General features: G+C 65.5%; 19 protein-coding genes and 1 pseudogene. 10 read left to right on the top strand and 10 right to left on the bottom strand.

Going from position 1 to position 23,461, the window contains the following annotated elements; translation table 11 throughout:
• Positions 1-122: 122 nt before the first annotated feature.
• The 5 genes from O1Q03_RS05780 to O1Q03_RS05760 form a co-directional block, all read right to left on the bottom strand.
• Positions 123-827, bottom strand: coding sequence for an ABC transporter ATP-binding protein (locus O1Q03_RS05780; RefSeq protein WP_442865751.1), 705 nt, complete (start codon positions 825-827; stop codon positions 123-125).
• Between the two features lie 17 nt (positions 828-844).
• Positions 845-1,621 carry an ABC transporter ATP-binding protein gene (locus O1Q03_RS05775; RefSeq protein WP_269502130.1) on the bottom strand — a complete coding sequence of 259 codons (777 nt, stop codon included), beginning with the start codon at positions 1,619-1,621 and terminating at the stop codon, positions 845-847.
• Between the two features lie 22 nt (positions 1,622-1,643).
• Positions 1,644-2,813, bottom strand: coding sequence for an ABC transporter permease subunit (locus tag O1Q03_RS05770; RefSeq protein WP_269502129.1), 1,170 nt, complete (start codon positions 2,811-2,813; stop codon positions 1,644-1,646).
• Between the two features lie 15 nt (positions 2,814-2,828).
• Positions 2,829-3,779 carry a branched-chain amino acid ABC transporter permease gene (locus O1Q03_RS05765; protein WP_269502127.1) on the bottom strand — a complete coding sequence of 317 codons (951 nt, stop codon included), beginning with the start codon at positions 3,777-3,779 and terminating at the stop codon, positions 2,829-2,831.
• A 181-nt stretch (positions 3,780-3,960) separates the two neighbouring features.
• Positions 3,961-5,115 carry a branched-chain amino acid ABC transporter substrate-binding protein gene (locus tag O1Q03_RS05760; RefSeq protein ID WP_269502126.1) on the bottom strand — a complete coding sequence of 385 codons (1,155 nt, stop codon included), beginning with the start codon at positions 5,113-5,115 and terminating at the stop codon, positions 3,961-3,963.
• 227 nt (positions 5,116-5,342) lie between these two features.
• On the opposite strand from O1Q03_RS05760, the gene O1Q03_RS05755 reads away from it, so the two are divergent.
• The 5 genes and pseudogenes from O1Q03_RS05755 (at position 5,343) to O1Q03_RS05730 (ending at position 9,874) form a co-directional block, all read left to right on the top strand.
• The gene (locus tag O1Q03_RS05755) at positions 5,343-6,425 is read left to right on the top strand and encodes a GlxA family transcriptional regulator (RefSeq protein ID WP_269502125.1); all 1,083 of its coding nucleotides are present in this window, start codon (positions 5,343-5,345) and stop codon (positions 6,423-6,425) included.
• Positions 6,426-6,592: 167 nt separating this feature from the next.
• Positions 6,593-7,846, top strand: coding sequence for a D-amino acid dehydrogenase (locus O1Q03_RS05750; protein ID WP_269502124.1), 1,254 nt, complete (start codon positions 6,593-6,595; stop codon positions 7,844-7,846).
• Between the two features lie 59 nt (positions 7,847-7,905).
• The gene (locus O1Q03_RS05745) at positions 7,906-8,901 is read left to right on the top strand and encodes an asparaginase (protein ID WP_269502123.1); all 996 of its coding nucleotides are present in this window, start codon (positions 7,906-7,908) and stop codon (positions 8,899-8,901) included.
• 18 nt (positions 8,902-8,919) lie between these two features.
• Entirely contained in the window at positions 8,920-9,150 is a 231-nt protein-coding gene (locus tag O1Q03_RS05740; RefSeq protein WP_269502122.1) for a hypothetical protein, read from the top strand.
• A pseudogene (locus tag O1Q03_RS05730) lies at positions 9,099-9,874 on the top strand (ornithine cyclodeaminase family protein). The gene O1Q03_RS05740 and the pseudogene O1Q03_RS05730 overlap by 52 nt, the downstream one beginning before the upstream one ends.
• 132 nt (positions 9,875-10,006) lie before the next feature.
• Here the strand turns inward: O1Q03_RS05730 and O1Q03_RS05725 are convergent.
• From O1Q03_RS05725 to O1Q03_RS05710, 4 genes are all read right to left on the bottom strand, one after another.
• Positions 10,007-11,401, bottom strand: a complete 1,395-nt coding sequence (locus tag O1Q03_RS05725; protein WP_269502120.1) for an efflux transporter outer membrane subunit — start codon at positions 11,399-11,401, stop codon at positions 10,007-10,009.
• Positions 11,398-14,601: an efflux RND transporter permease subunit gene (locus tag O1Q03_RS05720; RefSeq protein ID WP_269502119.1), complete on the bottom strand. Its 3,204-nt coding sequence runs from the start codon at positions 14,599-14,601 to the stop codon at positions 11,398-11,400. The genes O1Q03_RS05725 and O1Q03_RS05720 overlap by 4 nt, the downstream gene beginning before the upstream one ends.
• The gene (locus O1Q03_RS05715; RefSeq protein ID WP_269502117.1) at positions 14,598-15,833 is read right to left on the bottom strand and encodes an efflux RND transporter periplasmic adaptor subunit; all 1,236 of its coding nucleotides are present in this window, start codon (positions 15,831-15,833) and stop codon (positions 14,598-14,600) included. The genes O1Q03_RS05720 and O1Q03_RS05715 overlap by 4 nt, the downstream gene beginning before the upstream one ends.
• Positions 15,834-16,132: 299 nt before the next feature.
• Positions 16,133-16,474, bottom strand: coding sequence for a DUF4148 domain-containing protein (locus O1Q03_RS05710; RefSeq protein WP_332112516.1), 342 nt, complete (start codon positions 16,472-16,474; stop codon positions 16,133-16,135).
• Positions 16,475-16,796: 322 nt separating this feature from the next.
• On the opposite strand from O1Q03_RS05710, the gene O1Q03_RS05705 reads away from it, so the two are divergent.
• The 4 genes from O1Q03_RS05705 (at position 16,797) to O1Q03_RS05690 (ending at position 21,245) form a co-directional block, all read left to right on the top strand.
• Positions 16,797-17,816 carry an aldo/keto reductase gene (locus O1Q03_RS05705; RefSeq protein ID WP_269502114.1) on the top strand — a complete coding sequence of 340 codons (1,020 nt, stop codon included), beginning with the start codon at positions 16,797-16,799 and terminating at the stop codon, positions 17,814-17,816.
• 17 nt (positions 17,817-17,833) lie between these two features.
• Positions 17,834-18,247 (top strand): SRPBCC family protein, encoded by a 414-nt coding sequence (locus O1Q03_RS05700; protein ID WP_269502113.1) that lies wholly within the window; start codon positions 17,834-17,836, stop codon positions 18,245-18,247.
• 425 nt (positions 18,248-18,672) lie between these two features.
• Positions 18,673-19,461 carry an SDR family oxidoreductase gene (locus tag O1Q03_RS05695; protein WP_269502111.1) on the top strand — a complete coding sequence of 263 codons (789 nt, stop codon included), beginning with the start codon at positions 18,673-18,675 and terminating at the stop codon, positions 19,459-19,461.
• A gap of 200 nt (positions 19,462-19,661) precedes the next feature.
• Positions 19,662-21,245, top strand: coding sequence for an aldehyde dehydrogenase (NADP(+)) (locus O1Q03_RS05690; protein WP_269502109.1), 1,584 nt, complete (start codon positions 19,662-19,664; stop codon positions 21,243-21,245).
• A 115-nt stretch (positions 21,246-21,360) separates the two neighbouring features.
• Here the strand turns inward: O1Q03_RS05690 and O1Q03_RS05685 are convergent, their stop codons facing one another.
• Positions 21,361-22,269, bottom strand: a complete 909-nt coding sequence (locus O1Q03_RS05685) for a LysR family transcriptional regulator (RefSeq protein ID WP_269502108.1) — start codon at positions 22,267-22,269, stop codon at positions 21,361-21,363.
• A gap of 101 nt (positions 22,270-22,370) precedes the next feature.
• On the opposite strand from O1Q03_RS05685, the gene O1Q03_RS05680 reads away from it, so the two are divergent.
• Positions 22,371-23,390: an aldo/keto reductase gene (locus tag O1Q03_RS05680; RefSeq protein ID WP_269502106.1), complete on the top strand. Its 1,020-nt coding sequence runs from the start codon at positions 22,371-22,373 to the stop codon at positions 23,388-23,390.
• Positions 23,391-23,461 lie beyond the last annotated feature (71 nt).

Here is a 23,461-nt window from a genome sequence, read left to right as displayed (position 1 = left end):
GCGGCTTTCGGTGGCGAAGGCGCCATCCACTTGGGACTACCCTCGTATTGCTGGTCGCCCAGATAGCCGTCTACCGTAGTGAAGCTTTTCGAAGGATTTCAGTCCTCGCTGGTATCGCTGATTCACTCGCCCAGATACGCCGCCCGCACCTTCGGATCATCGAGCATCTGCTTCGCATCACCCGACATCGTGACGAGACCCGAGTCCATCACGTAGCCGCGATTCGCCGCCTGCAGCGCAAGACGCGCGTTCTGCTCGACCAGCAGGACGGTCATGCCTTCGGACGAAATCAACCGCACCACTTCGAAGATCTTCTCGACCATGATCGGCGACAGACCCATCGACGGCTCATCGAGCAGCAGCAGCTTCGGACGCGAGATGATCGCGCGCGCCATCGCCAGCATCTGCTGTTCGCCCCCCGACAGCGTGCCCGCGTATTGTGATGCGCGCTCTTTCAGACGCGGAAAGAAGCCGAACATGCGGTCGACGTCCTTCTGGATGGCGTCCTTGTCGGTGCGCAGATACGCGCCCATCTGCATGTTCTCGACGATCGACATGCGCGCGAAGATGCCGCGCCCTTCCGGCACCATCGCGAGACCGCGCATGAGCAACTCGTGCGCGGGCAGCCCTTTGATGGACTGACCCATGTACTCGATGTCACCGGCCGCGTACGCCTTCAGGCCCGTGATCGCCTTCATCGTCGTGGTCTTGCCCGCGCCGTTCGCGCCGATCAGCGTGACGAGTTCACCCTGCCCGACCTCGAGGTCGACACCCTTGACCGCCTGAATGCCGCCGTAGTTGACCTGCAGGCCCTTGATTTTCAACATTGCTTGCGTCGTGGACATCAGTGGCCCCCCGCACCCAGATAAGCTTCGATCACCTTCGCATCCTTCTGCACGTCCTGCGGCAGACCCTGCGCAATCACCTTCCCATAGTCGAGCACTGTCATGCGGTTGCACAGGCCCATCACCAGTTTCACGTCGTGCTCGATTAGCAGGATGGTCCTGCCATCGGCGCGGATCTTGTCGAGCAGGCGCGTGAGTTCGACCTTCTCGGTCGCGTTCATGCCCGCTGCCGGCTCATCGAGCGCAAGCAGCTTCGGATCGGTCGCGAGCGCGCGCGCGATTTCCAAACGGCGCTGATGGCCGTACGAGAGATTGCGTGAGGTGTAGTCGGCGTACTGCGCAATGCCCACGTATTCGAGCAGTTCGAGCGCGCGCTCCTTGATCTCGCGCTCTTCCTTGCGCTCGGCCGGCGTCTGGAACACCGCGCCCAACAGGCCGTGCTTCGTGCGCACGTGGCGGCCCACCATCACGTTTTCCAGCGCGGTCATACCGCCGAACAGGCGAATATTCTGGAAGGTGCGCGCGATGCCCGCCTTCGCCACCTGATACACGGCGGTCGGCGTATAGGTGTCGCCGTCGAGCCGGAACTCGCCCGAGTCTGGCGTATAGAGGCCCGTGATCACGTTGAAGAACGTGGTCTTGCCCGCGCCGTTCGGGCCGATCAGGCCGTAGATGGTGCCTGCCTCGATCTGCAGGCCCACTTCGGAGAGTGCCTGCAGGCCGCCGAAGCGTTTGCTCACGCCCTTCACCGACAGGCGGATTGGTTTGTCGCTCATAGTCTGTTCTCCGTCCGGTCGTTTATGCGCGCACCGGCTTCTTGCTCGTGCGCTTCGCGATCTTCGCGATCTTGTCTGCGTGCTTCGCGGCAGGCCACAAGCCTTCCGACCGGTAGAGCATGATGATGACCATCGCGAGGCCGTAGAGCAGCTGACGAATGACTTCGGTATCGACGACTTCATGGCCGAACAGCATGTGCTGCAGCGGGCCCATGGACGAGCGCAGGAACTCGGGGAAAATGGCCAGCAGCACCGCGCCGAGAATCACGCCCGGAATATGGCCCATGCCGCCCAGCACCACGCAGGCGAGCACCACGACCGATTCCCAGAACGTGAACGATTCCGGCGAGACGAAGCCCTGGAACGCGCCGAACATCGCGCCCGAGAGGCCGCCGAACGACGCGCCCATCGCAAACGCGAGCAGTTTCACGTTACGGGTGTTGATGCCCATGGCCTTCGCGGCGATTTCGTCTTCGCGGATCGCGGCCCATGCGCGGCCGATGCGCGAGTGCTGCAAACGCGTACACACCCAGATCACGATCAATGCGCAGAGCACGAATACGTAGTAGTAGCAGTACACCGCGGTAAACGTGAAGCCGAACAGCGTGTACGGCTGCGAGAGATCCATACCCGCAACATGCAGCGGCGCGACCCCCGTAATGCCCTGCGGCCCGTTGGTGATGTTCACCGGACGGTCGAGGTTGTTCATGAAGATGCGGACGATTTCCCCGAAGCCGAGGGTCACGATCGCGAGGTAGTCGCCGCGCAGACGCAGTGTCGGCGCGCCGAGCAGGACGCCCGCTAGCGCGGCGAGCCCCATCGCCGCCGGCACCACGATCCAGTACGGCGTGTGCGTCCCGCCCGGGAACATGTTGGCGATCCAGGCGAATTGCGTGGCGAGGTGCGGGGAAGTCAGCAACGCGGCGGTGTAGGCGCCCACCGCATAGAACGCGATGTAGCCCAAGTCCAGCAGGCCGGCGAAGCCGACCACCACGTTCAGGCCCAGCGCGAGCATCACGTAGAGCATCGCGAAGTCGAGCACGCGGACCCAGTAGTTGCCGCCCGTGGCGCCGACCACGAAGGGCAGCGAGGCCACGACGATGGCGGTCACGATGCCCACCGTGAGCGTTTTCGCGGTGTTTTTTTCAGGGATGAGCGTCGTCCGCGGCTCGATCGGTTGAATGGATGTCATGTTGTGTTCCCCTCTTTATGCGCGGTCCGCGACCCGTTCGCCCAACAGCCCCGACGGACGGAACACGAGCACGACGATCAGCACGACGAACGCAAACACGTCCTGATAGTTACTGCCGAACACGCCGCCCGTGAGGCTGCCGATGTAGCCGGCGCCAAGCTGCTCGATGAGGCCGAGCAGCACGCCGCCCACCATCGCGCCGCCCAGGTTGCCGATGCCACCAAGCACCGCCGCGGTGAACGCCTTCATGCCCGGGATGAAGCCCATATAGAAGTGGGCGTTGCCGTATTCGGAGGCGATCATCACGCCGGCCAGCGCGGCAAGCGCCGAGCCGATCATGAAGGTGGCCGAAATCACGAAGTTCGGATTCACGCCCATCAGGCTCGCGACGCCGGAGTTCTCGGCGATGGCGCGCATCGCGCGGCCGAGCTTGGTGTTGTGCACGAGCAGCAGGAGGCCCGCCATCACGAGGAACGCGACGACGATGATCACGATCTCGGTGGGCGAGATCACGGCGCCGACGCCGGTTTCAGTCGGCTTGATGACGTTGATGGGATCGGTCGAGATGAGCTGGGGGAACGCGAGCGGATTGCGGCCCCAGATGATCATCGCGAGCGTCTGCAGCAGGATCGACACGCCGATCGCGGTAATCAGCGGGGCGAGACGCGGCGCGCGGCGCAGTGGCCGGTACGCGACCTTTTCAATCGCGTACCCGATGACCGCACACACGACCGCGGCGACCGCGAGCGCGATGCACAGCGTGGGGATGTTCCCGAGGCCCGGGAAGTGATTGTGGAGCACGTTGATCGCGGAGAGCGCGACCATGGCGCCCATCATGAGCACGTCGCCGTGCGCGAAGTTGATGATGCCCAGAATCCCGTACACCATGGTGTAGCCGAGCGCGATGATGGCGTAAATGCTGCCAAGTACCAGCCCGTTGATTAACTGCTGCAGGAAGATATCCATATCCGGTTTAGAGCGTCCGGCCGTTGTGCGCTTACGGAAATTACGCCCCGCACGACAGGATGCGTCGGCAGTCAGCGTTTTCGCTATCAAGACGGCGGGAGTGAGGGAAAAAGAGGAGGTGTACGACCGACACAACCGCATCACTGAAGTTGTGCCGGTTTGAACAACCGGCCCTGCCGGGTTAGTTCTTCACGTAGTCAAGGAGGGTTTGCTTTCCACCGACATACTTGTAGAGGGAAATCGTCCCGTGGACCAGGTCGCCCTTCGAATCGAACTGTGTCTGGCCGAGCACACCCTCGTAGTTCGTCTCTGGCATTGCGGCAAGAATCTTGTCGGGGGCCGTCGAGCCGGCGCGCTTCATCGCTTCGGCGATGACGTATACAGCGTCGTAAGCGAATGGCGAGTTGAGGACGGGGTGTGTACCGAAGCGCTTTTCGTAGCGCTGCATGAAGGCCGGGCCCTTGGGCATCTTCTCGAGCGGCGAGCCTGCGACGGAGCAGATCACATCATCGGCCGCGTCCCCGGCGAGTTTTGAAAGGTCGTCGGCACACAGGCCGTCGCCTGCAAGAATCTTCTGCGTCATGCCGAGCTGCTTGGCCTGCTTCGCAAACGGGCCGCCCGTTGCGTCGAGGCCCCCATACATGATTACGTCCGGATGCGCGCCCTTGATTTTTGTCAGGATAGCGCGGAAGTCGATAGCCTTATCGTTGGTCGCGTCGTGCGAAACCACCGAAAGGCCATCTGCCTTCGCACGTTTCTCGAATTCATTGGCCAGACCCTGCCCATATGCGGTGGCGTCGTCGACGATGGCAACTGTCCTGACTTTTAACTTCCGCATCGCGTAATCGGCGAGGGCCGGCCCTTGCTGGGCATCAGTTGCCACCACGCGGTATGCGGTCTTGAAGCCCTGGAGCGTGTACGCCGGATTCGTAGCCGCCGGTGAGACCTGAACGATACCGGCGTCACGATAGATCTTGGAGGCCGGGATCGTCGTTCCAGAATTCATGTGACCGACTATCGCCACTACTTTGGCGTCGACAAGCTTTTGTGCGACCTGCGTGGCCTGGCGCGGATCGCCAGCATCGTCTTCGGTGTCGAGAACCAGCGTGACTTTCTTTCCGCCGACGACAAGCCCCTTTTCGTTGACTTCCTCGACCGCGAGCCTTGCACCGTTCTCAGTGTCCTTGCCCAGATATGAAGCCGGACCGGTGAGAGGCGCAACTTCACCGACTTTCACGGTTTCGTCGGCATGCGCCACCCCGGCAGAAACGGCGGCCAGCGCCCCCAGAATGCCAAAGGTCGTCGCACGGCGACCCAATATTTTGCTCTTGGTCATTGCATTACCTCATCGATAGTTATCTGCATCGAGGGCGATCCGCTGGATTGTCCCCGTCGCCTCCGTCCTTGTACCGCGCGGCAGGTGGTCTGCGCTGGCGAGACAAATTTATGCAAACACAAACCAGCGGCATTGCACCGATTTGCCAGAAAACAGAAGAAATGCGACAGCGGCGATGCGTGCCGTGCGGTCCTATAATGGCGTGACACCGATTACTCGCGCTGCCCATGTTTTCCTCCGACGATCCCCCGGCCAAAGCGCCGCCGGCCCACGAACTGGTGGACCGGCTTGACTCGCTTTCTACGGCACCCGAGTCGCTTCTGGGGCGTTCCGGCGCGGAACTCAATGTCGGAATCCTGCTATGGCCGCGCTTTCCGCTCTTGTCGCTTGGCGGGCTCTGTGACGCGTTACGTCACGCTGCCGATCGCAGCGACCAGAGTCGTCAGTTGCGCTGTCTCTGGACGACGATCGGCGTGCACGACACCACCGTCGAATCGAGCTGCGGTATCGCTGTACCGGTGCAGGCGGCCTTTCCGGAAGTCGCGCAGTTCGACTACATCGTCGTCATCGGCGGCCTGCTGCCGCATCTCGAGAAGGTGGACAGGCGCTACTGGGACTACCTGAGCGCCGCCGCACAGGCGGGCGTTCCGCTGGTAGGCATCTGCACTGGTAGCTTTGTCCTCGCCCATGCCGGGCTCATGCAGGATCACGTCGCATGCGTGCACAGCTTTCACTTCGACGACTATCGCAACATGTTCCCCGGGCTACGCGTCGTCACGCATGCCGACTACTTTATTGACGGCGATCGCATCACGTGTGCGGGCGGCATCTCGGTCATCGAGCTCGCCGCGCGGCTCATCAATCTGCATTGCGGACCTGACCGCGCATCGAAGGTGATTCACCAGATGACCGTAAGTCGGCAGGCCGGCGCCTCGTTCATCGAGCGCCGCCGCGCACTGGGCTACCTGTCGGTGGACGATGCAAACGTACGCCATGCTGCGCTGCTCATGGAGGAAAACCTCGAAGCGCCGCTTAACATCGCGGTGATCGCGAAGATGATTGGCACGAGCGTGCGCCAGCTCGAGCGGGCATTCATGGCCGAGATGAAGGTGTCGCCGAATGAGTTCTATCGAGGTATGAGGCTACGCTACGCGCGCTGGATGCTGCTGAACACCGGGCGCAAGGTCACGGACATCGCATATGAGTGTGGTTTTGCCGATTCCGCGCATTTCATCAGGGTGTTCCGCGAGACCTACGGCGTGACCCCTGGCAAGCTGCGTGGTTCGCGCGCAGGTCCAACCGAGGACTGAAGCTGTGCGGCCGGGGGGGCGACGCCATCGCTGCGCGCACCCTGTCCGGCGGAGATTCGTTGTCGCGTTTCTTCTATTTTTTTGCTCTTCAGTGCAATCCCGCTGGTGTCGCCTGGCTCAACATCCTGTCTCGTGTGAGTGCACCGTGAAACAGGGAAACAAGCGACATGCAGATTGCCGTATTGGGTGCAGGTGTCGTCGGTCTGGCGAGCGCCTACTATCTGAACCGGGCCGGACATCAGGTCATCGTTATCGACCGGCATGGTGACGTGGCCGCCGAGACCAGCTTCGGTAATGGCGGCCAGTTGTCGTATAGCTACGTCGCGCCGCTTGCCGGGCCGGGCGTGCTGTCGAAGCTGCCCGCGTGGCTCGCTCGACGGGATTCGCCAGTGCGCTTCCGGCCGTCGGTGAGCACCGAGCAGTGGCTCTGGTGCCTGAAATTCGTGTTCGCCTGCACGCACCGGCGTAGCAATCTCACCACGCGCGAGTTGCTCTCGCTCTCATTTGCGAGCCGCGCGCTCGTGCACCAACTCCTGCGCGACGAACCCACGCTCGACTTCGACTTTCAACACTCTGGAAAGCTCGTCCTGCACCGCGACGCTGCCGCCATGAAGGGTGCCATCGATTTGCTTGATTTCCAGCGCTCGCTCGGCTGCGAGCAGAAGGCACTGTCTGCCGCCGAATGCGTCGCGCTCGAACCCGCACTGACTGATGTGCGCGAGCTGATTGTCGGCGGTATCTATACGCGTAGCGAAGATACAGCCGATTGCCATCGCTTTAGCAAAGGTCTTGAAGCCATTTTGAGGGCACGCGGCGTGCAGTTTGCGATGAATACGCGCATCGACGCACTGGAGGTCGCCAAAGGCGGACACATCGTAGCGCGCAGCGGCGGCGGGACACTCGAAGCGGACCATGTCGTCGTAGCTGCCGGGGCAAGCGCTGCGCACCTGCTCCAGCCATTGGGCGTTCGTGTGCCCGTCTATCCTCTCAAGGGCTACAGCCTGACCTACTCGCTGGGACCTCAGGCAATAGCACCGACGTTGAGTGTTACCGATTTCGCCCGCAAAGTGGTCTATGCGCGACTTGGCGACCGGTTGCGCGTGGCAGGTATGGCCGACCTAGACGGGTACTCCCTGAAGCCCGATCCATCGCGCGTTGCCGCGCTACGTGCGGAGGCCGCCGCGCTGTTCCCTCAGGTTGTAGCCAATCACGCTGACGCCACTGAGTGGACCGGGCTGCGTCCCGCCACGCCACGCGGCAAGCCGATTATCGGGCCCACGCGTTATCCGAATCTCTGGCTCAACATCGGGCATGGTGCGCTCGGTTTTACGTTGGCCTCCGGTTCAGCTGCGTTGCTCACGGGTTGGATCGACGGCAAGCCTGACTCGTCGCTGTCCAGCTTTTTCGCGCTCGCCCAATGAGCCGTGCAGCCTGTGGCGCACGGCTGTCCTCAATCAAAAATTCCTCGAGTCGATACTGAATGAAAGACAAACCCAATATTGTGGTCATCGGCACGGGCGGTACGATTGCCGGCCGTGGCGCAAGCGCTGTCGACACTTCAGCATACGCGTGCTCAGTGCTCCCGATTGATGAAATGTTGTCGGCCATTCCAGAAGCGTCGTCGCTCGCAAACCTGAGCGCAGAACAGCTGCTGCAGGCGGGCTCAGAGAACTTCAACGAACAGCACCTGCTCATGATCGGGAAGCGGGTGTCCGAGGTGCTCAAGGACGACACAGTAGACGGTGTCATTCTCACGCACGGCACTGACACCATCGAGGAAACCGCGTACTTTCTGCATCTGACGTTGAAGAGCGTGAAGCCCGTCGTTGTAGTCGGTTCGATGAGGCCGCCATCGGCGATGAGCTCCGACGCATCGCTGAATCTCTACTCCGCGATTGCGGTAGCCATTCATCCGTCCTCGCATGGAAAGGGAACGCTTGTCGTCGCAAACGAAGAAATCCACACTGCTCGAGACGTTACGAAGACAAACAGCTTCAAGCTCGAGGCATTCCGCTCGCCCTACGGCGCGCTTGGTTACGTGACCCAAGGCAAGCCTCGCTACTACCGCATGCCATCGCGCGATCATACTGTTTCCACCCCGTGGTCCATCGACGACATCAAGGCGTTGCCAAAAGTCGACGTCGTCTACGCCTACGGCGCGCTTGGCAGTAGTCTCGTCCGCGCCATTGCAGCGGATGCGCGCGGCCTTGTCTTCGCTGGCACCGGCAACGGCAACATCGCGGAGCATATGGTCGGGCCGCTGCGGGAGGCAACGCGCGGCGGCATGCACGTGGTGAGGGCTTCGCGCACAGGCAGTGGCATAGTCGTGCGCAACGGCGCGCAGCCTGACGACGACTATGACTGGATCGTCGTCGACGATCAGGCGCCTCAAAAGGCTCGCATTCTCCTGATGCTGGCGATGCTCAGCCATCCGGATGACCGCCGCGCATTGCAGGCAGCCTTCTACCGCTTCTGAACCCTGCCAGGAAATACCATGTACATCATTACCGACGATCAGGTTCAACGGCTGATCACCATGGGCGACGCCATTGAAACAATGCGCTTTGCGCTTGCTGAACAAGGCCGCTGGCACGCAAAGATTCAGTCACGCGTGCGCACGCTCGGCGAAAACGTGTCGTTGAGCACGATGGGGCAATTCTGCCCGCTGCCGGCGTGTGCGGTGCGAAGGTCTACTCGACGCACAACGGCGTCTTCGACTTCGTGATTCCGTTGTTTTCCACGCGTGACGGCAGGTTGCTCTCCATTATCCACGGCGGCGCACTCACGGAATACCGCACAGCGGCGGTAACCCGCGTCGCGTTTGATACGTTTGGCCGCACCGATGCTGAGGCTCTGGCCGTGTTCGGAACTGGCGTCCAGGCGAGAGCCACATCCGGGCGCTTGTCGATAATTCGGGCATCAAGCGCGTACTGGTGGTCGGCATCGAGGGCGAGCAGGAAGCGATTGCGCAAATGCAAGCGCGTTACGCTGGCATACGCTTTGAGGCCTCAACCGCAGAAACAGCGGTGCAGGTGGCCGACGTCGTTGTCACTGCAACCCGCAGCACGGTCCCGCTCTTCGACGGCGCCGACCTCAAACCAGGAACCTTCGTCGCAGCGATCGGCTCCAGCAAGCCAAGCGCACGCGAAGTGGACGATACGACACTTTCCCGGGCCGGCATGATTGTTGTCGAATCACTAGAGCAGGCAGAGAAAGAGGCGGGGGATCTGCTGATGGCGGCGCCGGGTGTCGTTGACTGGAGCACCGTTGCGGAACTCGGCGATGTCATCGCCAATGGAGTTGCCGGGACGCGCTCGCAAGCCGATATAACGGTCTTCAAATCGCTTGGGATTGCGCTTGCCGACGTTGCACTCGGCGAGCTGGTCACGCGCAGGGCGATGGCAGTGGCGGAGGCTGAGCTAGGACCGGACGTCCAGATGTCTCGGTAGAGAAACAGGCAAACGTCTCTTTGTGGCCGAATGCCGACGTTCCTCCCCGGCGTTCCCCGGAAATTCACGAAGAGCCGCTTCTCTACATGTCGACCGCTGCACGCCCGCACCGGTCGCATCGCGTCAACCCGCCTACTGCCCGAGCGCGGTCATCAACCGGACCTGCGCGAGCATCTCATCGGTCCGCGCCTGCGCGAGCGCATCCTCGGCCGCGAGCAGCGCGCGCTGCACCTCCAGCGTGTCGATGAACGCCGATTCGCCGCTGCGCCATGATCGATTGATCTGCGTATACGCATCCCGTGCATTCGACACCGCGCGTTCGAGGCGCTCGGTCCGGCTGTGATCGCGCGCGGTCGCCGCCACCGACGTCTCGACGTCGCTCACCGCCGTGAGCACGGTCGACCGATAGGCCGCAAGCGCCTGCTCGGCCTGCGCGCGGCGCAACGCGACGACGCTGCGTCGGCGTCCGCCGTCGAACAGCGGCGCACTCGCGCCGGCGCCCGCCATCCATGCGAGCGAACGTGCAAGCGTCGCGCCGGAGAAGCCGTCGACCGCCGCGCCGATGATGCCGATCAGCTGCAGATGCGGCTTCAGGTCGGCCTCGGCCACGCCGATGCGGGCGTAGGCCGCGACGACGCGGGCCTCGGCCGCGCGCACGTCCGGCCGCCGGCGCAGCAGGTCGGCCGGCGTGCCGATGCCGGGCACGGCCGCCGTCCATACGGGCCCCGGCGCGGGCGGATCGAGCCGTGCGTAGATGTCCTGCGGCGTCGATGCGGTGATGATCGACAGCCGATGAATCGCAGCCTGCCGCTGCAACTGCAGCGCGGGGAGCTCGGCGAGCGTCGTTTCCGCCTGCGCGGCGGCGCGATCGACGTCGGCGATCGGCACGACGCCCGCATCGAACAGGCGCCGAGTCGACGCTTCGGTGCCGCGTTGGCTCTGCGCGTTTGCCTCGATCAGCGCGAGCCGCTGTTCGAGCCCGCGCACCGTCACGTAGGTCCGCACGGTTTCGTCGATCGTCGCGATCCGCACGGCGGCCGCGTCGTTCTGCGCGGACACGATGTCCGCGTCGGCCGCCGACACGCCCTGGCGGATGCGCCCGAAGATGTCGATTTCCCACGCGACGCTCGCATTCAGGTCGAACGCATTGCCGACGGTCGGCGTATTGGTCGGGAATGCCTGCGACGCGGACAGCCGCTGACGATCCGCGCCCGCATTCAGGTCGAGCGACGGAAGCCACTGCGATGCGGCGCCGATCCGCACCGCGCGTGCCGCGTCGATGCGTGCGACCGCGGCCTTCAGGTCGAGGTTGTTCGCGAGCGCGCGATCGACCAGCCGGTCGAGAATCGGATCGTGAAAGCCGTGCCACCACGTATCGGTGGCGGCGGCCGCGCCGCCGCGCGCGAGCTCCGCGTTGGCATAGGTCGCGGCGAGCGGCGGCGGCGCGACGGTGGCGACCGGTGCGCTGGTGCACGCGGTCAGGACGGCCGCCGCGGACAGCGCGGCCACGAGTCGGATGAACTTCATTGGACGACCTCCGCGGCCGCGACCGCGACGCCGGACTTGCGCGTCGCGAGCCGGCGGACCAGTACATAGAACACAGGCGTAAACAGCAGCCCGAAGAACGTCACGCCGATCATCCCGAAGAACACCGCGGCGCCGACCGCCTGACGCATTTCCGCGCCGGCGCCTTCGGAGATCACGAGCGGCAGCACGCCGAGGATGAATGCGAGCGACGTCATCACGATCGGGCGCAGCCGCTGCACGCATGCTTCGACCACGGCGTCGACGAGTTCCCGGCCGTCGGCTTCGAGCTGCCTCGCGACCTCGACGATCAGGATCGCGTTCTTCGCGGCAAGCCCGACCAGCACGATGAAGCCGATCTGCGTGAGGATGTTCACGTCCTGGCCGAGCACGCGCACGCCGAGCGACGCGGCCAGCAGGCACATCGGCACGATCAGCAGGATCGACACGGGCAGGCTCCAGCTGCCGTACTGCGCGGCCAGCACCAGATAGACGAGCAGCACGCACAGCGGGAACACGAGCAGCCCGGTGTTGCCGGCCGTGGTCTGTTGATACGACAGATCGGTCCATTCGTACGAGATGCCGGGCGGCAGCACCTGCTTCGCGAGCGTTTCCATCGTCTTGATCGCATAGCCGGAGCCGAGGCCCGGCGTGGTGTCGCCGTTGATCTCGGTGGCCGGATACAGGTTGTAGCGCGGCGCACGGTCGACGCCGAGCGAGTCGTCGATGCGCGTCACGCTGCCGATCGGCACCATGTCGCCGTTGCGGTTGCGCACCTTCAGCCGCGCGAGATCGGATGCGCTCACGCGGAACGGCAGGTCGGCCTGCGCGGTGACGCGGTAGGTGCGCCCGACGATGTTGAAGTCGTTGATGTAGGTCGAGCCGAAATACGTTTCGACCGCATCGTTGATCGCCTGGCTCGCCACGCCGAGCATTTCCGCCTTCTCGCGGTCGAGCTCGACATGCACCTGCGGACTGGTCGCGGAATACGGCGTATAGACGCCGACCATGCCGGGCGTGCGGTTCGCGGCCGCGACGAGATCCTGCGTCGCCTTCGCGAGCGCGGCGGTGCCGAGCCCGTTGCGGTCTTCGAGCCGCATCGCGAAGCCGCCCGTGCTGCCGAGGCCCTGCACCGGCGGCGGCATCGCGACGACGATCGACGCTTCCGTGATGCCGGCCAGCCGCTTGCGCATTTCGGCCGCGATCGTGTCGATCGTCAGCCCCCGTGCCTTGCGTTCCGGCCACGGCTTGAACACCGGGAACAGGCCCGCGCTGTTCGCCGAGTTCGTGCCGGTGGCCGCGTTCACGCCGGAAAACACCGGCACGCGTGCGACGCCCGGCACCGACAGCGCGATGTCCTCGATCTTGCGCGCGACCGCGCTGGTGCGTTCGAGCGTCGCGCCGTCGGGCGTGCGCACGAGCACGACGAGGTAGCCGCGATCCTGCGCGGGAATGAAGCCCTTCGGGCTCGACACGAGCAGGTAGCCGGTCGCCGCGATCAGCACGACGTACAGCACGGTCATCGCCGGGATGATCCGCACGAGCTTCCTGACGAGCGCGCCGTACGCGTCGGACACGCGCTGGAACGCGCGGTTGAATGCAGCCGCGAAACGCTGCACGATGCGCATCGGCGGCGCGAAAAGCGCGGCCGCGCGCGACGTCGACGCCGATGCCGATGCCGACGCATCGTGCGCGTTGTCATGCGCCTTCAGCATCATCGCGGACAGCGCGGGGGCGAGCGTCACCGACGTGAAGAACGAGATCGCGGTCGACACGGCGATCGTCACGCCGAACTGGCGAAAGAACTGGCCGGAGATGCCCGGCATGAACGAGGTCGGCACGAACACCGCGCACAGCACCAGCGTGATCGCGAACAGCGCGCCGCCGACTTCCTTCATCGTCAGCAGCGTCGCGTCGCGCGGGCCGGCGCCCGCCGCCAGGTGCCGCTCGACGTTCTCGACCACGACGATCGCGTTGTCGACGACGATGCCCACCGCGAGCACGAGGCCGAACAGCGTCAGGTTGTTGATCGAGTAGCCGAGCATCGCCATCGCCGCGAACGTGCCGACCAGCGACACCGGAATCGACAGGATCGGGATGATCGACGGCCGCCAGCCCTGCAGGAACAGCAGCACGACGAACACGACGAGCACGACCGCTTCGTAGATCGTCTTCACGAGCTCGTGAATGCTGTCGCCGATGAACGCGGTCGGGTTGTAGCCGATGTTGTAGACGATGCCCTTCGGGAAGGTCTTGCCGAGTTCGGCCATCTTCTTCTCGACCGCGTCCATCGTCGCGACCGCGTTCGCGCCCGGCTGCTGCAGCACCTGCAGCGCGATCGTCGGGTGACGCAGCATGTAGCTGTCGGTCGAGTACGCGAGCGCGCCGACTTCGACGCGCGCGACGTCCTTCAGCCGCACGAGCCGCCCGTCCTGGCCTTGCTTGACGACGATGTCGCTGAAGTCCTCGGGCCGCTTCAGGCGCCCTTCGAAGATCAGGTTCGGCTGGAACGCCTGGTTCGTGATCGGCGCCTGCGCGACCACGCCGCCCGCGAGCTGCGTGTTCTGTGCGCGCACCGCGGCGATGATGTCGGTCGGGCTGAGGCCGAACGATGCGACGCGTTCCGGGTCGAGCCAGATGCGCATCGAGTATTCGCGCGCGCCGAGCGGGTTGATGTCGCCGACGCCGTCGATCCGCTTCAGCACGTCGGCGACGTTGCGGATCGCGTAGTTCGACACGTACAGCGGATCGTAGCGCTGGTCCGGCGAGTAGATGAAGATGGTGCCGAGCTGCGTCGGCGACGACTTGCGCACCGACACGCCGCTGCGCTGCACCGGTTCGGGCAGGCGCGGGGTCGCGAGCGCGACGCGGTTCTGCACCAGCACCTGCGCCTTGTCGACGTCGGTGCCTGGCTTGAACGTGACGGTGATGTTCAGGCTGCCGTCGGAGGTCGCCTGGCTGGCCATGTACAGCATGTCCTCGACGCCGTTCACTTCGAGCTCGATCGGCGTCGACACCGTTTGCGACACGGTTTCCGCGGACGCGCCCGGATAGCTCGCCTGGATCACGACGGTCGGCGGCGCGATGTCCGGATACTCGGACACCGCGAGCGAGAAATAGGCCAGCGCGCCGGCGATGGTCAGCACGATCGACAGGACGATCGCGAGCACCGGCTGCTGGACGGACAGGCGGCCGAGGTTCATTGCGTGCTCCCTGCGGCGGCGCTCGCCGCATCGGTTGCGCGCGCAACGTTCGACGCGTTCATCGCGTCGGCCACGGTCGCCGCGTCGATTGCGCGCGGCACCGCGTTGACCTTGTCGCCGGCCTGCACGCGCTGGAAGCCGTCGACGATCACACGGTCGCCTGCCTTCAGCCCCGCGTCGATTGCGCGCAGGTTGCCGAACAGGCGGCCGGGCGTGACGGGGCGCACCGACACGGCGCCGTTCGAGTCGACGAAGTACAGCACGCGGCGCGTCGCGTCGGTCGCGACGGCCGAATCGGGCACGAGCAGCGCGGCGTGCGCGATGCGGCTCGACAGGTACACGCGGCCGAACTGGCCGGGGCTCAGGCGCCCGGCCGGATTCGCGACGCGCGCGCGCTGACGCAGCGTGCCGGTCGAGTTGTCGAGGCGGTTGTCGACGAAATCCATCGTGCCCGCCAGCGACGGCCGTGCGTCGCCCGGGAGCGCGATCGCCACCTGCCGCGACGACGCAGTGCCGCCGCTTTGCGCGGGTTCGCGCGTGTAGCGCAGATAGCTTTCCTCGTCGACGTCGAAGTAGATGTCGATCGGATCCTGCGACACGATCGTCGTCAGCACCGTTGCGTCGCTGTCGCCGCCCTTCACGAGGTTGCCCTCGCTGACGAGCTTGCGGCCGATGCGCCCCGACATCGGCGCGACGATGCGCGTGAACGACAGGTCGAGCCGCGCGCGCTCGAGTGCGCCTTGCGCGCTCGTCACGTCGGCCTGCGCGCTTTGCACGGCCTGGCGGCGCTGATCGTAGAGGCTCTGCGCGATGGTGTCGGTCTTGATCAGGATGCTGGCCCGCTCGAAATCCTGCTGGGTCAGCTTCAATTGCGACTGCGCGCGCGCCAGCGTGCCCTGCGCGGCCGTGACGGCCGCGTCGTACGGGCGCGGATCGATGACGAACAGCAGGTCGCCTTTCTTCACGGTCGCGCCGTCCTGGAATGCGACGCGTTCGAGATAGCCGCTCACGCGCGGGCGTACGTCGACCGTGTCGACTGCTTCGAAGCGGCCCGTGTATACGTCGACGTCGTTGACGTTGCGTATGACCGGCGCGCTGACGATCACGCTGGGCGGCGCGGTTGGCGTCTTGTCGTCGGACTGGCAGCCCGTCAATGCGAGCAGTGCGGCCAGTGGAATGGCGGCCAGCACGGCCGGGCGCGCGAAGCGCTTCAATCCTGAGTACCTGTTCATGTCGTTGCGATGTGTCGAATGACGCGCACGGCGCCGGATGGTGCGCAGTATCGTGCGCGGCGCGCGATCGATAAACGCATGCGGCGACATAAGAACTTGTACTGCGCAGTCACGAATCGCGCGGTGCGCGGACGCTGCGCGAGCCGCATGCGAATGGCGGGACGGTATGCAGGGAACGATGTGACGACGCGCGGCCCGAGCGCCTGTTCAGGCGGTTCGGGCCGGCAAAGCGGAACGGATGGACGAGCGGGCGCGCGAGGCGAGCGGCGTGCTCGTGCGCGTGTCGATGTCGATGCCGATCAATGACCGCGATAGATCGAGTCGCGGCCGCTGGTCACCATCGCGCGGCCGGATTCGCTGGGGGTGGTGCCTGCGTTGCCGTAACCGGTCGCGTCTGCCGCCGGTGCCGCGCCGGATGCTGCTTGCGCGACGGCGTTTTCACGCACGCGCTTTTCGGCGGCGAGGATCGCGGCCGGATACTGGTTGTGGTCCAGCGCCGGGGTGTAGCCGACGGCCGCGAGGCGGGCCATTTCGGCCTTCACTTCGGCACGGGTCAGTTGATGGTCATTCTGCTGCGCGAACGAAACGGCCGGTGCGGCGATGATCAATGCGGCGAGCGCGGAGGAAACGAGCGTTTTCATGGTGGGTACCTGTCTGGGTGAGTGAGCCGCAACCACGGTGATGTCGTTGCGAGTGCACTCAATATAGGTATCCCGGTGCTGTGGAAAAACGGGGCGGCGGGGAAATCATTTTTGATCCCGGATCACGAATCGACGCTTGATTCCATCGCCAGCCTTGGTGGGCGGGACTCCCCCGCGAATTGCCCGCGGCGGCAAATACCCGACTACGCCGCTAAACCCCCAATCAGACCTCCAGGGACTCAACTCTGTCGAATTCCGTCTTGGACAGACTCAACCCATCTCCCTAGACTGATCTCACTTTCCTTCATCCCTGGAGAAAATCATGAGTCTCAAAGGCAAGCTTCCCGCAGAAAAGATCCTCGGCTTCGGTACCGCGCCGCTCGGCAACATGTTCCGCAACATCCCCGACGCGGAAGCGGCGGCGACCGTCGAGGCCGCATGGCAGCACGGCATCCGCTATTTCGATTCGGCGCCGTTCTATGGCGCCGGCCTCGCCGAAATGCGTCTGGGCGACGCGCTCGCACACCATCCGCGTGACGAATACGTGCTGAGCACGAAGGTCGGCCGCGTGATCCTCGACGAAGTCGAAGACGTGTCGGCGCGCGATCTGGGCGAGAAGGGCGGCCTGTTCGAACACGGCCGGCCGAACCGCATCGTCAACGACTACACGGCCGATGCCACACTGCGCTCGATCGAGGACAGCCTGAAGCGCCTGCGCACCGACCGTCTCGACATCGTCTGGGTGCACGACATTGCGCAGGACTTCTACGGCGACGAATGGCTCGCGCAATTCGAAGTGGCACGCAAGGGCGCGTTTCGCGTGCTGAGCAAGCTGCGCGAAGAAGGCGTGATCAACGCATGGGGCCTCGGCGTGAACCGCGTCGAGCCGGTCGAACTGGTGCTCGACCTGTCGGAACCGCAACCGGACGGCATGCTGCTGGCCGGCCGCTACACGCTGCTCGATCACGAGCGCGCACTGCAGCGCGTGATGCCGACGGCAGCCGCGCAGGGCGTCGGGATCGTCGTCGGCGGCCCGTACAGCTCGGGCGTGCTGGCAGGCGGTACGCACTTCGAATACCAGAAGGCTTCGCCGGAAATCATCGCGAAGGTCGAACGGATGAAGGCGATCGCCGCGCGTCACGACGTGCCGATCAAGGCCGCCGCGCTGCAGTTCTCGATGGCGCATCCGGCCACCGCCGCGGTGATTCCGGGCGCAAGCCGTCCGGAGCGGATCGCGGAAGACCAGGCCGCGCTGAACGTGGTGATTCCGGCCGACTTCTGGCGCGAAATGCGCGAGCAGGGTCTGGTTGCAGCCGATGCGCCGCTGCCGACCGATCGTTGACCGTCAAAGGTGATGACATGGCACAGGCACATGCAAGCATCCAGGTCGCGGCTTCGGCCGACACGGTCTGGCAACTGATCGGCGGCTTCGGGTCGCTGCCCGACTGGCTGTCGTATATCCCGGCGAGCGAGCTGAGCGACGGCGGTCGCGTGCGCAGCCTCGCGAACCCGGACGGCGACGCGATCGTCGAGCGTCTGGTCGCATTCGACGACGCGGCGCGCAGCTACACGTACGCGATCCTCGACGCACCGTTCCCGGTCGTCGACTATCGCTCCACGCTGCGCGTGCACGAGAACGGCGCGAACGCGGCGACGATCGAGTGGTCGGGCACGTTCACGCCGAACGGCGCGACGGACGACGAAGCGATTCGGTTGTTCCGCGGTATTTACGAAGACGGTCTCGCGGAGCTGGCGAAGCGATTCGCGGCGTGATGATGTAACTGCGTGACGATATCGCACCCGGGGTTCTCCCCGGGCGCGATATCGTCGATTGCCAGACGCGGCGTCGCGCGCGTCGACGCTGAACGCGTCGCGCAGTTCGTCGAACAGGCGCCGCGGCGGCTCGCGCTCACGCGTGACGGTCAAGGCGGAACACACACACGTGGCGCGGCGCAGTGGCTGCGATAACCGGCGGTTATCTCAGTATCACTTTCTGTCAATTGTCGCGCGGAGGAGGACTCCTTATGCTGGCCCATTGCGCGGGTTTTCAAGCGTAGTGCTGACGTGCGCGCCGATGTGCCGCCAGCACGCGGCAGGCACGGGGCGAACGCACGGCGGCTCTGGCTCGATCGTATCGATCGCAGCCCGAGCACGAGCACAACGCGGCAACTGCGCGCACGGCATTCCTGGAGTGAAGCATGAATCTGAACATAGAAGGCCGTTGGGCGCTGGTCTGCGCGGCCAGCAAGGGGCTCGGCAAGGGCTGCGCGCAGGCGCTCGTCGCCGAAGGCGTGAACGTCGTGATCACCGCGCGCGGCAGCGACGCGCTGGAAGCGACGGCCCGCGAGCTGCGCGCACTCGATCCGGCCGTCACGGTGATCGCGGTGGCCGGCGACATCACGACGAGCGCGGGTCGCGCGGCGGCGCTCGCGGCCGCGCCGCACATCGACATCCTCGTGAACAACGCGGGTGGCCCGCCGCCGGGCGACTTCCGCGAATGGACGCGCGACGACTGGATCGCCGCGCTCGACGCGAACATGCTGACCGCGATCGAGCTGATCAAGGCGACGGTCGACGGGATGACCGAGCGCGGCTTCGGCCGCATCGTCAACATCACGTCGAGCGCGGTGAAGGCGCCGATCGACGTGCTCGGCCTGTCGAACGGCGCACGTACGGGCCTGACCGGCTTCATCGCGGGCGTCGCGCGTCAAAAGCGCATCGCGTCGCGCAACGTGACGATCAACAACCTGCTGCCGGGGCTGTTCGACACCGACCGCCTGAAGAAGGCGACCGACGCATCGGCAAAGGCGGATGGCAAGGATTACGAAGCGGCGCGCGAAGCGAAGCGGCAGGCCGTACCGGCCGGGCGCTTCGGCTCGGCCGACGAGTTCGGCGCGGTCTGCGCATTCCTGTGCAGCGCGCATGCGGGCTATCTGACGGGGCAGAACGTGCTGCTCGACGGCGGCGCGTATCCGGGTACGTTCTGATTGGCGGCGAGGCCAGACGGTGATGCATGCATTGCCCGATGCGAGCCCGCAACTGTTTGTTGAGGAGTCCGTCGACAGATTTCACCCGGTAGCGGCGGACGACAATCATACCGGCGATCCCAACCCGTGAAAGAAGCCGCCCGTCAACAGCACTTCTTTCGTCCCGCCATCGATGGCGGAGTTTCTCGGAGCACATTCTGATGAATATCGCAGGCAACCTGCTGATCGGCCAGCACACGCGGCGCGGCACTCACGGCGTCACGTACGCGCTCGACGCGGCCAGCGGCGAACGCATGGAGCCCGCATTCGGCGGCGCGAGCGTCGTCGATCTCGACGACGCGTGCGCACTCGCGTGGGCCGCGTTCGATACGTATCGCGAAACGCAACCCGAAGCGCGCGCAACGTTCCTCGAGACGATCGCGGCGAACATCCTCGCACTCGGCGACGTGCTGGTCGAGCGCTGCGTCGCGGAAACGGGCCTGCCGCGCGCCCGCGTCGAAGGCGAGCGCGGCCGCACGGTCGGCCAGTTGCGGATGTTCGCCGACGTGGTGCGCGCGGGCGACTACGTCGAAGCGCGCATCGATCCGGCGCAACCGGCGCGCCAGCCGGCGCCGCGCCCGGATCTGCGCCTGCGTCATATCGGCGTCGGGCCGGTCGCCGTGTTCGGGGCGAGCAATTTCCCGCTTGCGTTCTCGGTGGCGGGCGGCGATACGGCGTCGGCGCTCGCGGCCGGCTGCCCGGTGGTCGTCAAGGCGCACTCCGCCCATCCGGGCACGTCCGAACTCGTCGGGATGGCCGTGCAGCAGGCGGTGAACGGATGCGGGATGCCGGAAGGCACGTTCTCGCTGCTGTTCGACAGCGGCCTCGAGATCGGCCAGGGGCTCGTGCGCGACCCGCGCATCAAGGCGGTCGGCTTCACCGGCTCGCGCCATGCGGGCACCGCGCTGATCGCGATCGCGAACGCGCGGCCCGAACCGATTCCCGTGTACGCGGAAATGAGCAGCATCAATCCGGTGCTGCTGTTCCCGAATGCGCTCGAAGCGCGCGGCGAGGCGATCGCGCAGCAGTTCGTGCAGTCGCTGACGCTCGGCGCCGGGCAGTTCTGCACGAACCCGGGGCTGATCGTCGCGGTCGACGGGCCGGCGCTCGAGCGCTTCACCGCGGCGGCGTCGGAGCGGCTCGCCCAGGCAGCCGCCGCGACGATGCTCACGCCGGGCATTCATCAGAGCTTCGAGCGCGCGGTGGCCGCGTTCGCGCAGCACCCGCAAGTGCGCACCGTCGCACGCGCGCATGCGCCGACCGGCGCGAACCAGGGGCAGGGCGTGCTGTTCTCGACGAGCGCTGCCGCATTCCGCGAATCGAAGGCGCTGCACGAGGAGATCTTCGGCGCGGCATCGCTGATCGTTCGGTGTCCCGATCTGAAGACGATGCTCGACCTGATCGAATCGCTGGAAGGGCAGCTGACGGCCGCGCTGCATATCGACGAAGCCGACTATGCCGCCGCGCGCACGTTCCTGCCGGCGCTGGAGCGGCGCGCGGGCCGCGTGCTCGTGAACGGGTTCGGCACCGGTGTGGAAGTCGCGCATGCGATGGTGCACGGCGGCCCGTATCCGGCCACCGCGGACGGGCGCTCGACGTCGGTCGGCAGCCTCGCGATCAAGCGTTTCCTGCGCCCGATCAGCTATCAGGACATGCCGGACGCGCTGCTGCCCGCTGCGCTGAAAACGTCGAATCCGCTGGCGCTGAACCGGCTGCTCGACGGGAAGGTCACGCTCGCGAAGTAACGTGCGAGCGCCATGCCGGCATCGGGGCGCGCATGCCGCGGTATGCACAAGCCTGATGCCGGTGGCCGCGCGGCGTGCGTTCAGAGCGCTCCCACGCCGCGCGGCGAACGTCACTTCATTCGACCGCGGCGACGACGTCCTCGCCGGTCAGGATCTCGCGGAAGATGCCGACCAGCGGCCGCAGGTTCACCTTGTGCCACGCGGCCCACAGCGGCGTGCGATAGCTGAACCACGGCAGCTCGCGCAGCACGACGCCTTCGGGCACCTGGTGACGCAGGCTCTGCTGGATCATCGTCACGCCGAGCCCGGCGGCGACGAGCCCGAGCGCCGCGAGCGGCTCGCTCGCCTCGACGGAGATGTCCGGCGAGAAACCCGCCTTCGCGCACGCGGCGACGAACGCGCCGTGGCGCGGCGCGCTTTCCTGCTGCGTGACGCCGATCCATGCCTGGGTCGCGAGATCGTCGGCCGTGAGGGCTTTCTTCTTCGCGAGCGGATGCCCGTCGGGCAGCGCGAGCAGCATCGGATCGTTCAGCACGCGCATCGATTCGAGTTCGGGATCGTCGGGCGCGGGCGGCTCGGTGACGAGCGCGATGTCGAGACTGCGCTCGCGCAAGCCTTCGAGCTGCGCGGCGGACGTGTAGTTGTACAGCGCGATGTGCACGGCCGGACGATCGGCGCGCAGCGTCTTCAGCGCACGCGGCAGCACGCCCGAGTGCGTGGCCGTTTCCAGGTAGCCGATGCAGAGCCCGCCTTCGTCGCCGCGGCCGAGCCGGCGCGCGAGCGATTCCAGCCGGTGCGCATGCCGCAGGAACGCATGCGCTTCGCTGAGGAACGTGCGCCCGTCACGCGTCAGACGGATGCGCTGCTGGCTGCGTTCGAACAGCGTCAACCCGAGCTTTTCCTCGAGCTGCGCGATCTGGCGGCTGAGCGGCGACTGCGAAATATGCAGGCGTTCCGCGGCGCGGCCGACGTGTTCCTCTTCCGCCACCGCGATGAAATATTGAAGCTGACGGATGTCGAGCATATAAGACCTTCAGGGACTCAAGTTTGCTGAATTATGTCTTGGACAGACATAACCGTGCAACCTAGACTGGACGCACTTTCCCGTTACCTGTGGAGAAATGCATGAGTCTGAAAGACACGCTGCCGGCCGACAATGCGCTCGGTTTCGGCGCCGCCCCGCTCGGCAACATGTTCCGCGACATCCCCGACGAAGAAGCCGCCGCGACGGTCGAAGCCGCGTGGGCGCGCGGCATCCGCTACTTCGACACCGCGCCGTCGTACGGCGCCGGGCTGGCCGAGTCGCGCCTGGGCGACGTGCTCGCCGCGCATCGCCGCGACGACTATGTGATCAGCACGAAGGTCGGCCGCATCGTGCTCGATGAGATGGAACACGCGAACACGCGCGACTACGGCGACAAGACCGGCATCTTCGCGCATGGCCGTGCGAACCGGCTTGTCAGCGACTACTCGGCCGACGCGACGCTGCGCTCGATCGAAGGGAGCCTGAAGCGCCTGCGCACCGATCGCCTCGACATCGTGTGGGTGCACGACATCGCGCAGGACATCTACGGCGACGAATGGCTCGCGCAATTCGAAGTGGCGCGCAAGGGTGCGTTCCGCGTGCTGAGCAAGCTGCGCGACGAACGCGTGATCGGCGCGTGGGGGCTCGGCGTGAATCGCGTCGAGCCGATCGAACTCGTGCTCGACCTCGCCGAGCCGCAACCGGACGGCATGCTGCTCGCCGGTCGCTACACGCTGCTCGATCACGAACGTGCGCTGCAGCGCGTGATGCCGGCGGCCGCCGCGCGCCATGTCGGCATCGTGGTCGGCGGCCCGTACAGCTCGGGCGTGCTGGTCGGCGGCGCGCACTTCGAATACCAGAAGGCGCCGCCGGAAATCGTCGCGAAGGTCGAGCGCATCACCGCCATCGCCGCGCGCTACGACGTGCCGGTCAAGGCCGCTGCGTTGCAGTTCGTGCTCGCGCATCCGGCGACGGTGTCGGTGATTCCCGGTGCGAGCCGTCCCGCGCGGATCGCGGAAGACGTCGATGCACTGAACGCGACGATTCCGGCCGACTTCTGGCGCGAGATGCGCGAGCAAGGGCTCGTCGCCGCGAATGCGCCGCTGCCGATCGATCGTTGAATGCGTGAACCGAAGCGGTAAACGAATGCCCGCGCAAGCGGGCATTGTCGTTGCGGCGCCGTATGACGCGC

Origin of the sequence: Burkholderia sp. IMCC1007 (genome assembly GCF_027257875.1) — a bacterium.
Classification (GTDB): domain Bacteria; phylum Pseudomonadota; class Gammaproteobacteria; order Burkholderiales; family Burkholderiaceae; genus Burkholderia.
This window is presented reverse-complemented; position numbering and strand designations above follow the sequence as displayed.

What these genes read in the sequence shown, in the direction of transcription:
- O1Q03_RS05780 (WP_442865751.1), bottom strand. Translation starts at nt 827, where the DNA reads ATGTTGAAAATCAAGGGCCTGCAGGTCAACTACGGCGGCATTCAGGCG.
- O1Q03_RS05775 (WP_269502130.1), bottom strand. Translation starts at nt 1,621, where the DNA reads ATGAGCGACAAACCAATCCGCCTGTCGGTGAAGGGCGTGAGCAAACGC.
- O1Q03_RS05770 (WP_269502129.1), bottom strand. Translation starts at nt 2,813, where the DNA reads ATGACATCCATTCAACCGATCGAGCCGCGGACGACGCTCATCCCTGAA.
- O1Q03_RS05765 (WP_269502127.1), bottom strand. Translation starts at nt 3,779, where the DNA reads ATGGATATCTTCCTGCAGCAGTTAATCAACGGGCTGGTACTTGGCAGC.
- O1Q03_RS05760 (WP_269502126.1), bottom strand. Translation starts at nt 5,115, where the DNA reads ATGACCAAGAGCAAAATATTGGGTCGCCGTGCGACGACCTTTGGCATT.
- O1Q03_RS05755 (WP_269502125.1), top strand. Translation starts at nt 5,343, where the DNA reads ATGTTTTCCTCCGACGATCCCCCGGCCAAAGCGCCGCCGGCCCACGAA.
- O1Q03_RS05750 (WP_269502124.1), top strand. Translation starts at nt 6,593, where the DNA reads ATGCAGATTGCCGTATTGGGTGCAGGTGTCGTCGGTCTGGCGAGCGCC.
- O1Q03_RS05745 (WP_269502123.1), top strand. Translation starts at nt 7,906, where the DNA reads ATGAAAGACAAACCCAATATTGTGGTCATCGGCACGGGCGGTACGATT.
- O1Q03_RS05740 (WP_269502122.1), top strand. Translation starts at nt 8,920, where the DNA reads ATGTACATCATTACCGACGATCAGGTTCAACGGCTGATCACCATGGGC.
- O1Q03_RS05725 (WP_269502120.1), bottom strand. Translation starts at nt 11,401, where the DNA reads ATGAAGTTCATCCGACTCGTGGCCGCGCTGTCCGCGGCGGCCGTCCTG.
- O1Q03_RS05720 (WP_269502119.1), bottom strand. Translation starts at nt 14,601, where the DNA reads ATGAACCTCGGCCGCCTGTCCGTCCAGCAGCCGGTGCTCGCGATCGTC.
- O1Q03_RS05715 (WP_269502117.1), bottom strand. Translation starts at nt 15,833, where the DNA reads ATGAACAGGTACTCAGGATTGAAGCGCTTCGCGCGCCCGGCCGTGCTG.
- O1Q03_RS05710 (WP_332112516.1), bottom strand. Translation starts at nt 16,474, where the DNA reads ATGAAAACGCTCGTTTCCTCCGCGCTCGCCGCATTGATCATCGCCGCA.
- O1Q03_RS05705 (WP_269502114.1), top strand. Translation starts at nt 16,797, where the DNA reads ATGAGTCTCAAAGGCAAGCTTCCCGCAGAAAAGATCCTCGGCTTCGGT.
- O1Q03_RS05700 (WP_269502113.1), top strand. Translation starts at nt 17,834, where the DNA reads ATGGCACAGGCACATGCAAGCATCCAGGTCGCGGCTTCGGCCGACACG.
- O1Q03_RS05695 (WP_269502111.1), top strand. Translation starts at nt 18,673, where the DNA reads ATGAATCTGAACATAGAAGGCCGTTGGGCGCTGGTCTGCGCGGCCAGC.
- O1Q03_RS05690 (WP_269502109.1), top strand. Translation starts at nt 19,662, where the DNA reads ATGAATATCGCAGGCAACCTGCTGATCGGCCAGCACACGCGGCGCGGC.
- O1Q03_RS05685 (WP_269502108.1), bottom strand. Translation starts at nt 22,269, where the DNA reads ATGCTCGACATCCGTCAGCTTCAATATTTCATCGCGGTGGCGGAAGAG.
- O1Q03_RS05680 (WP_269502106.1), top strand. Translation starts at nt 22,371, where the DNA reads ATGAGTCTGAAAGACACGCTGCCGGCCGACAATGCGCTCGGTTTCGGC.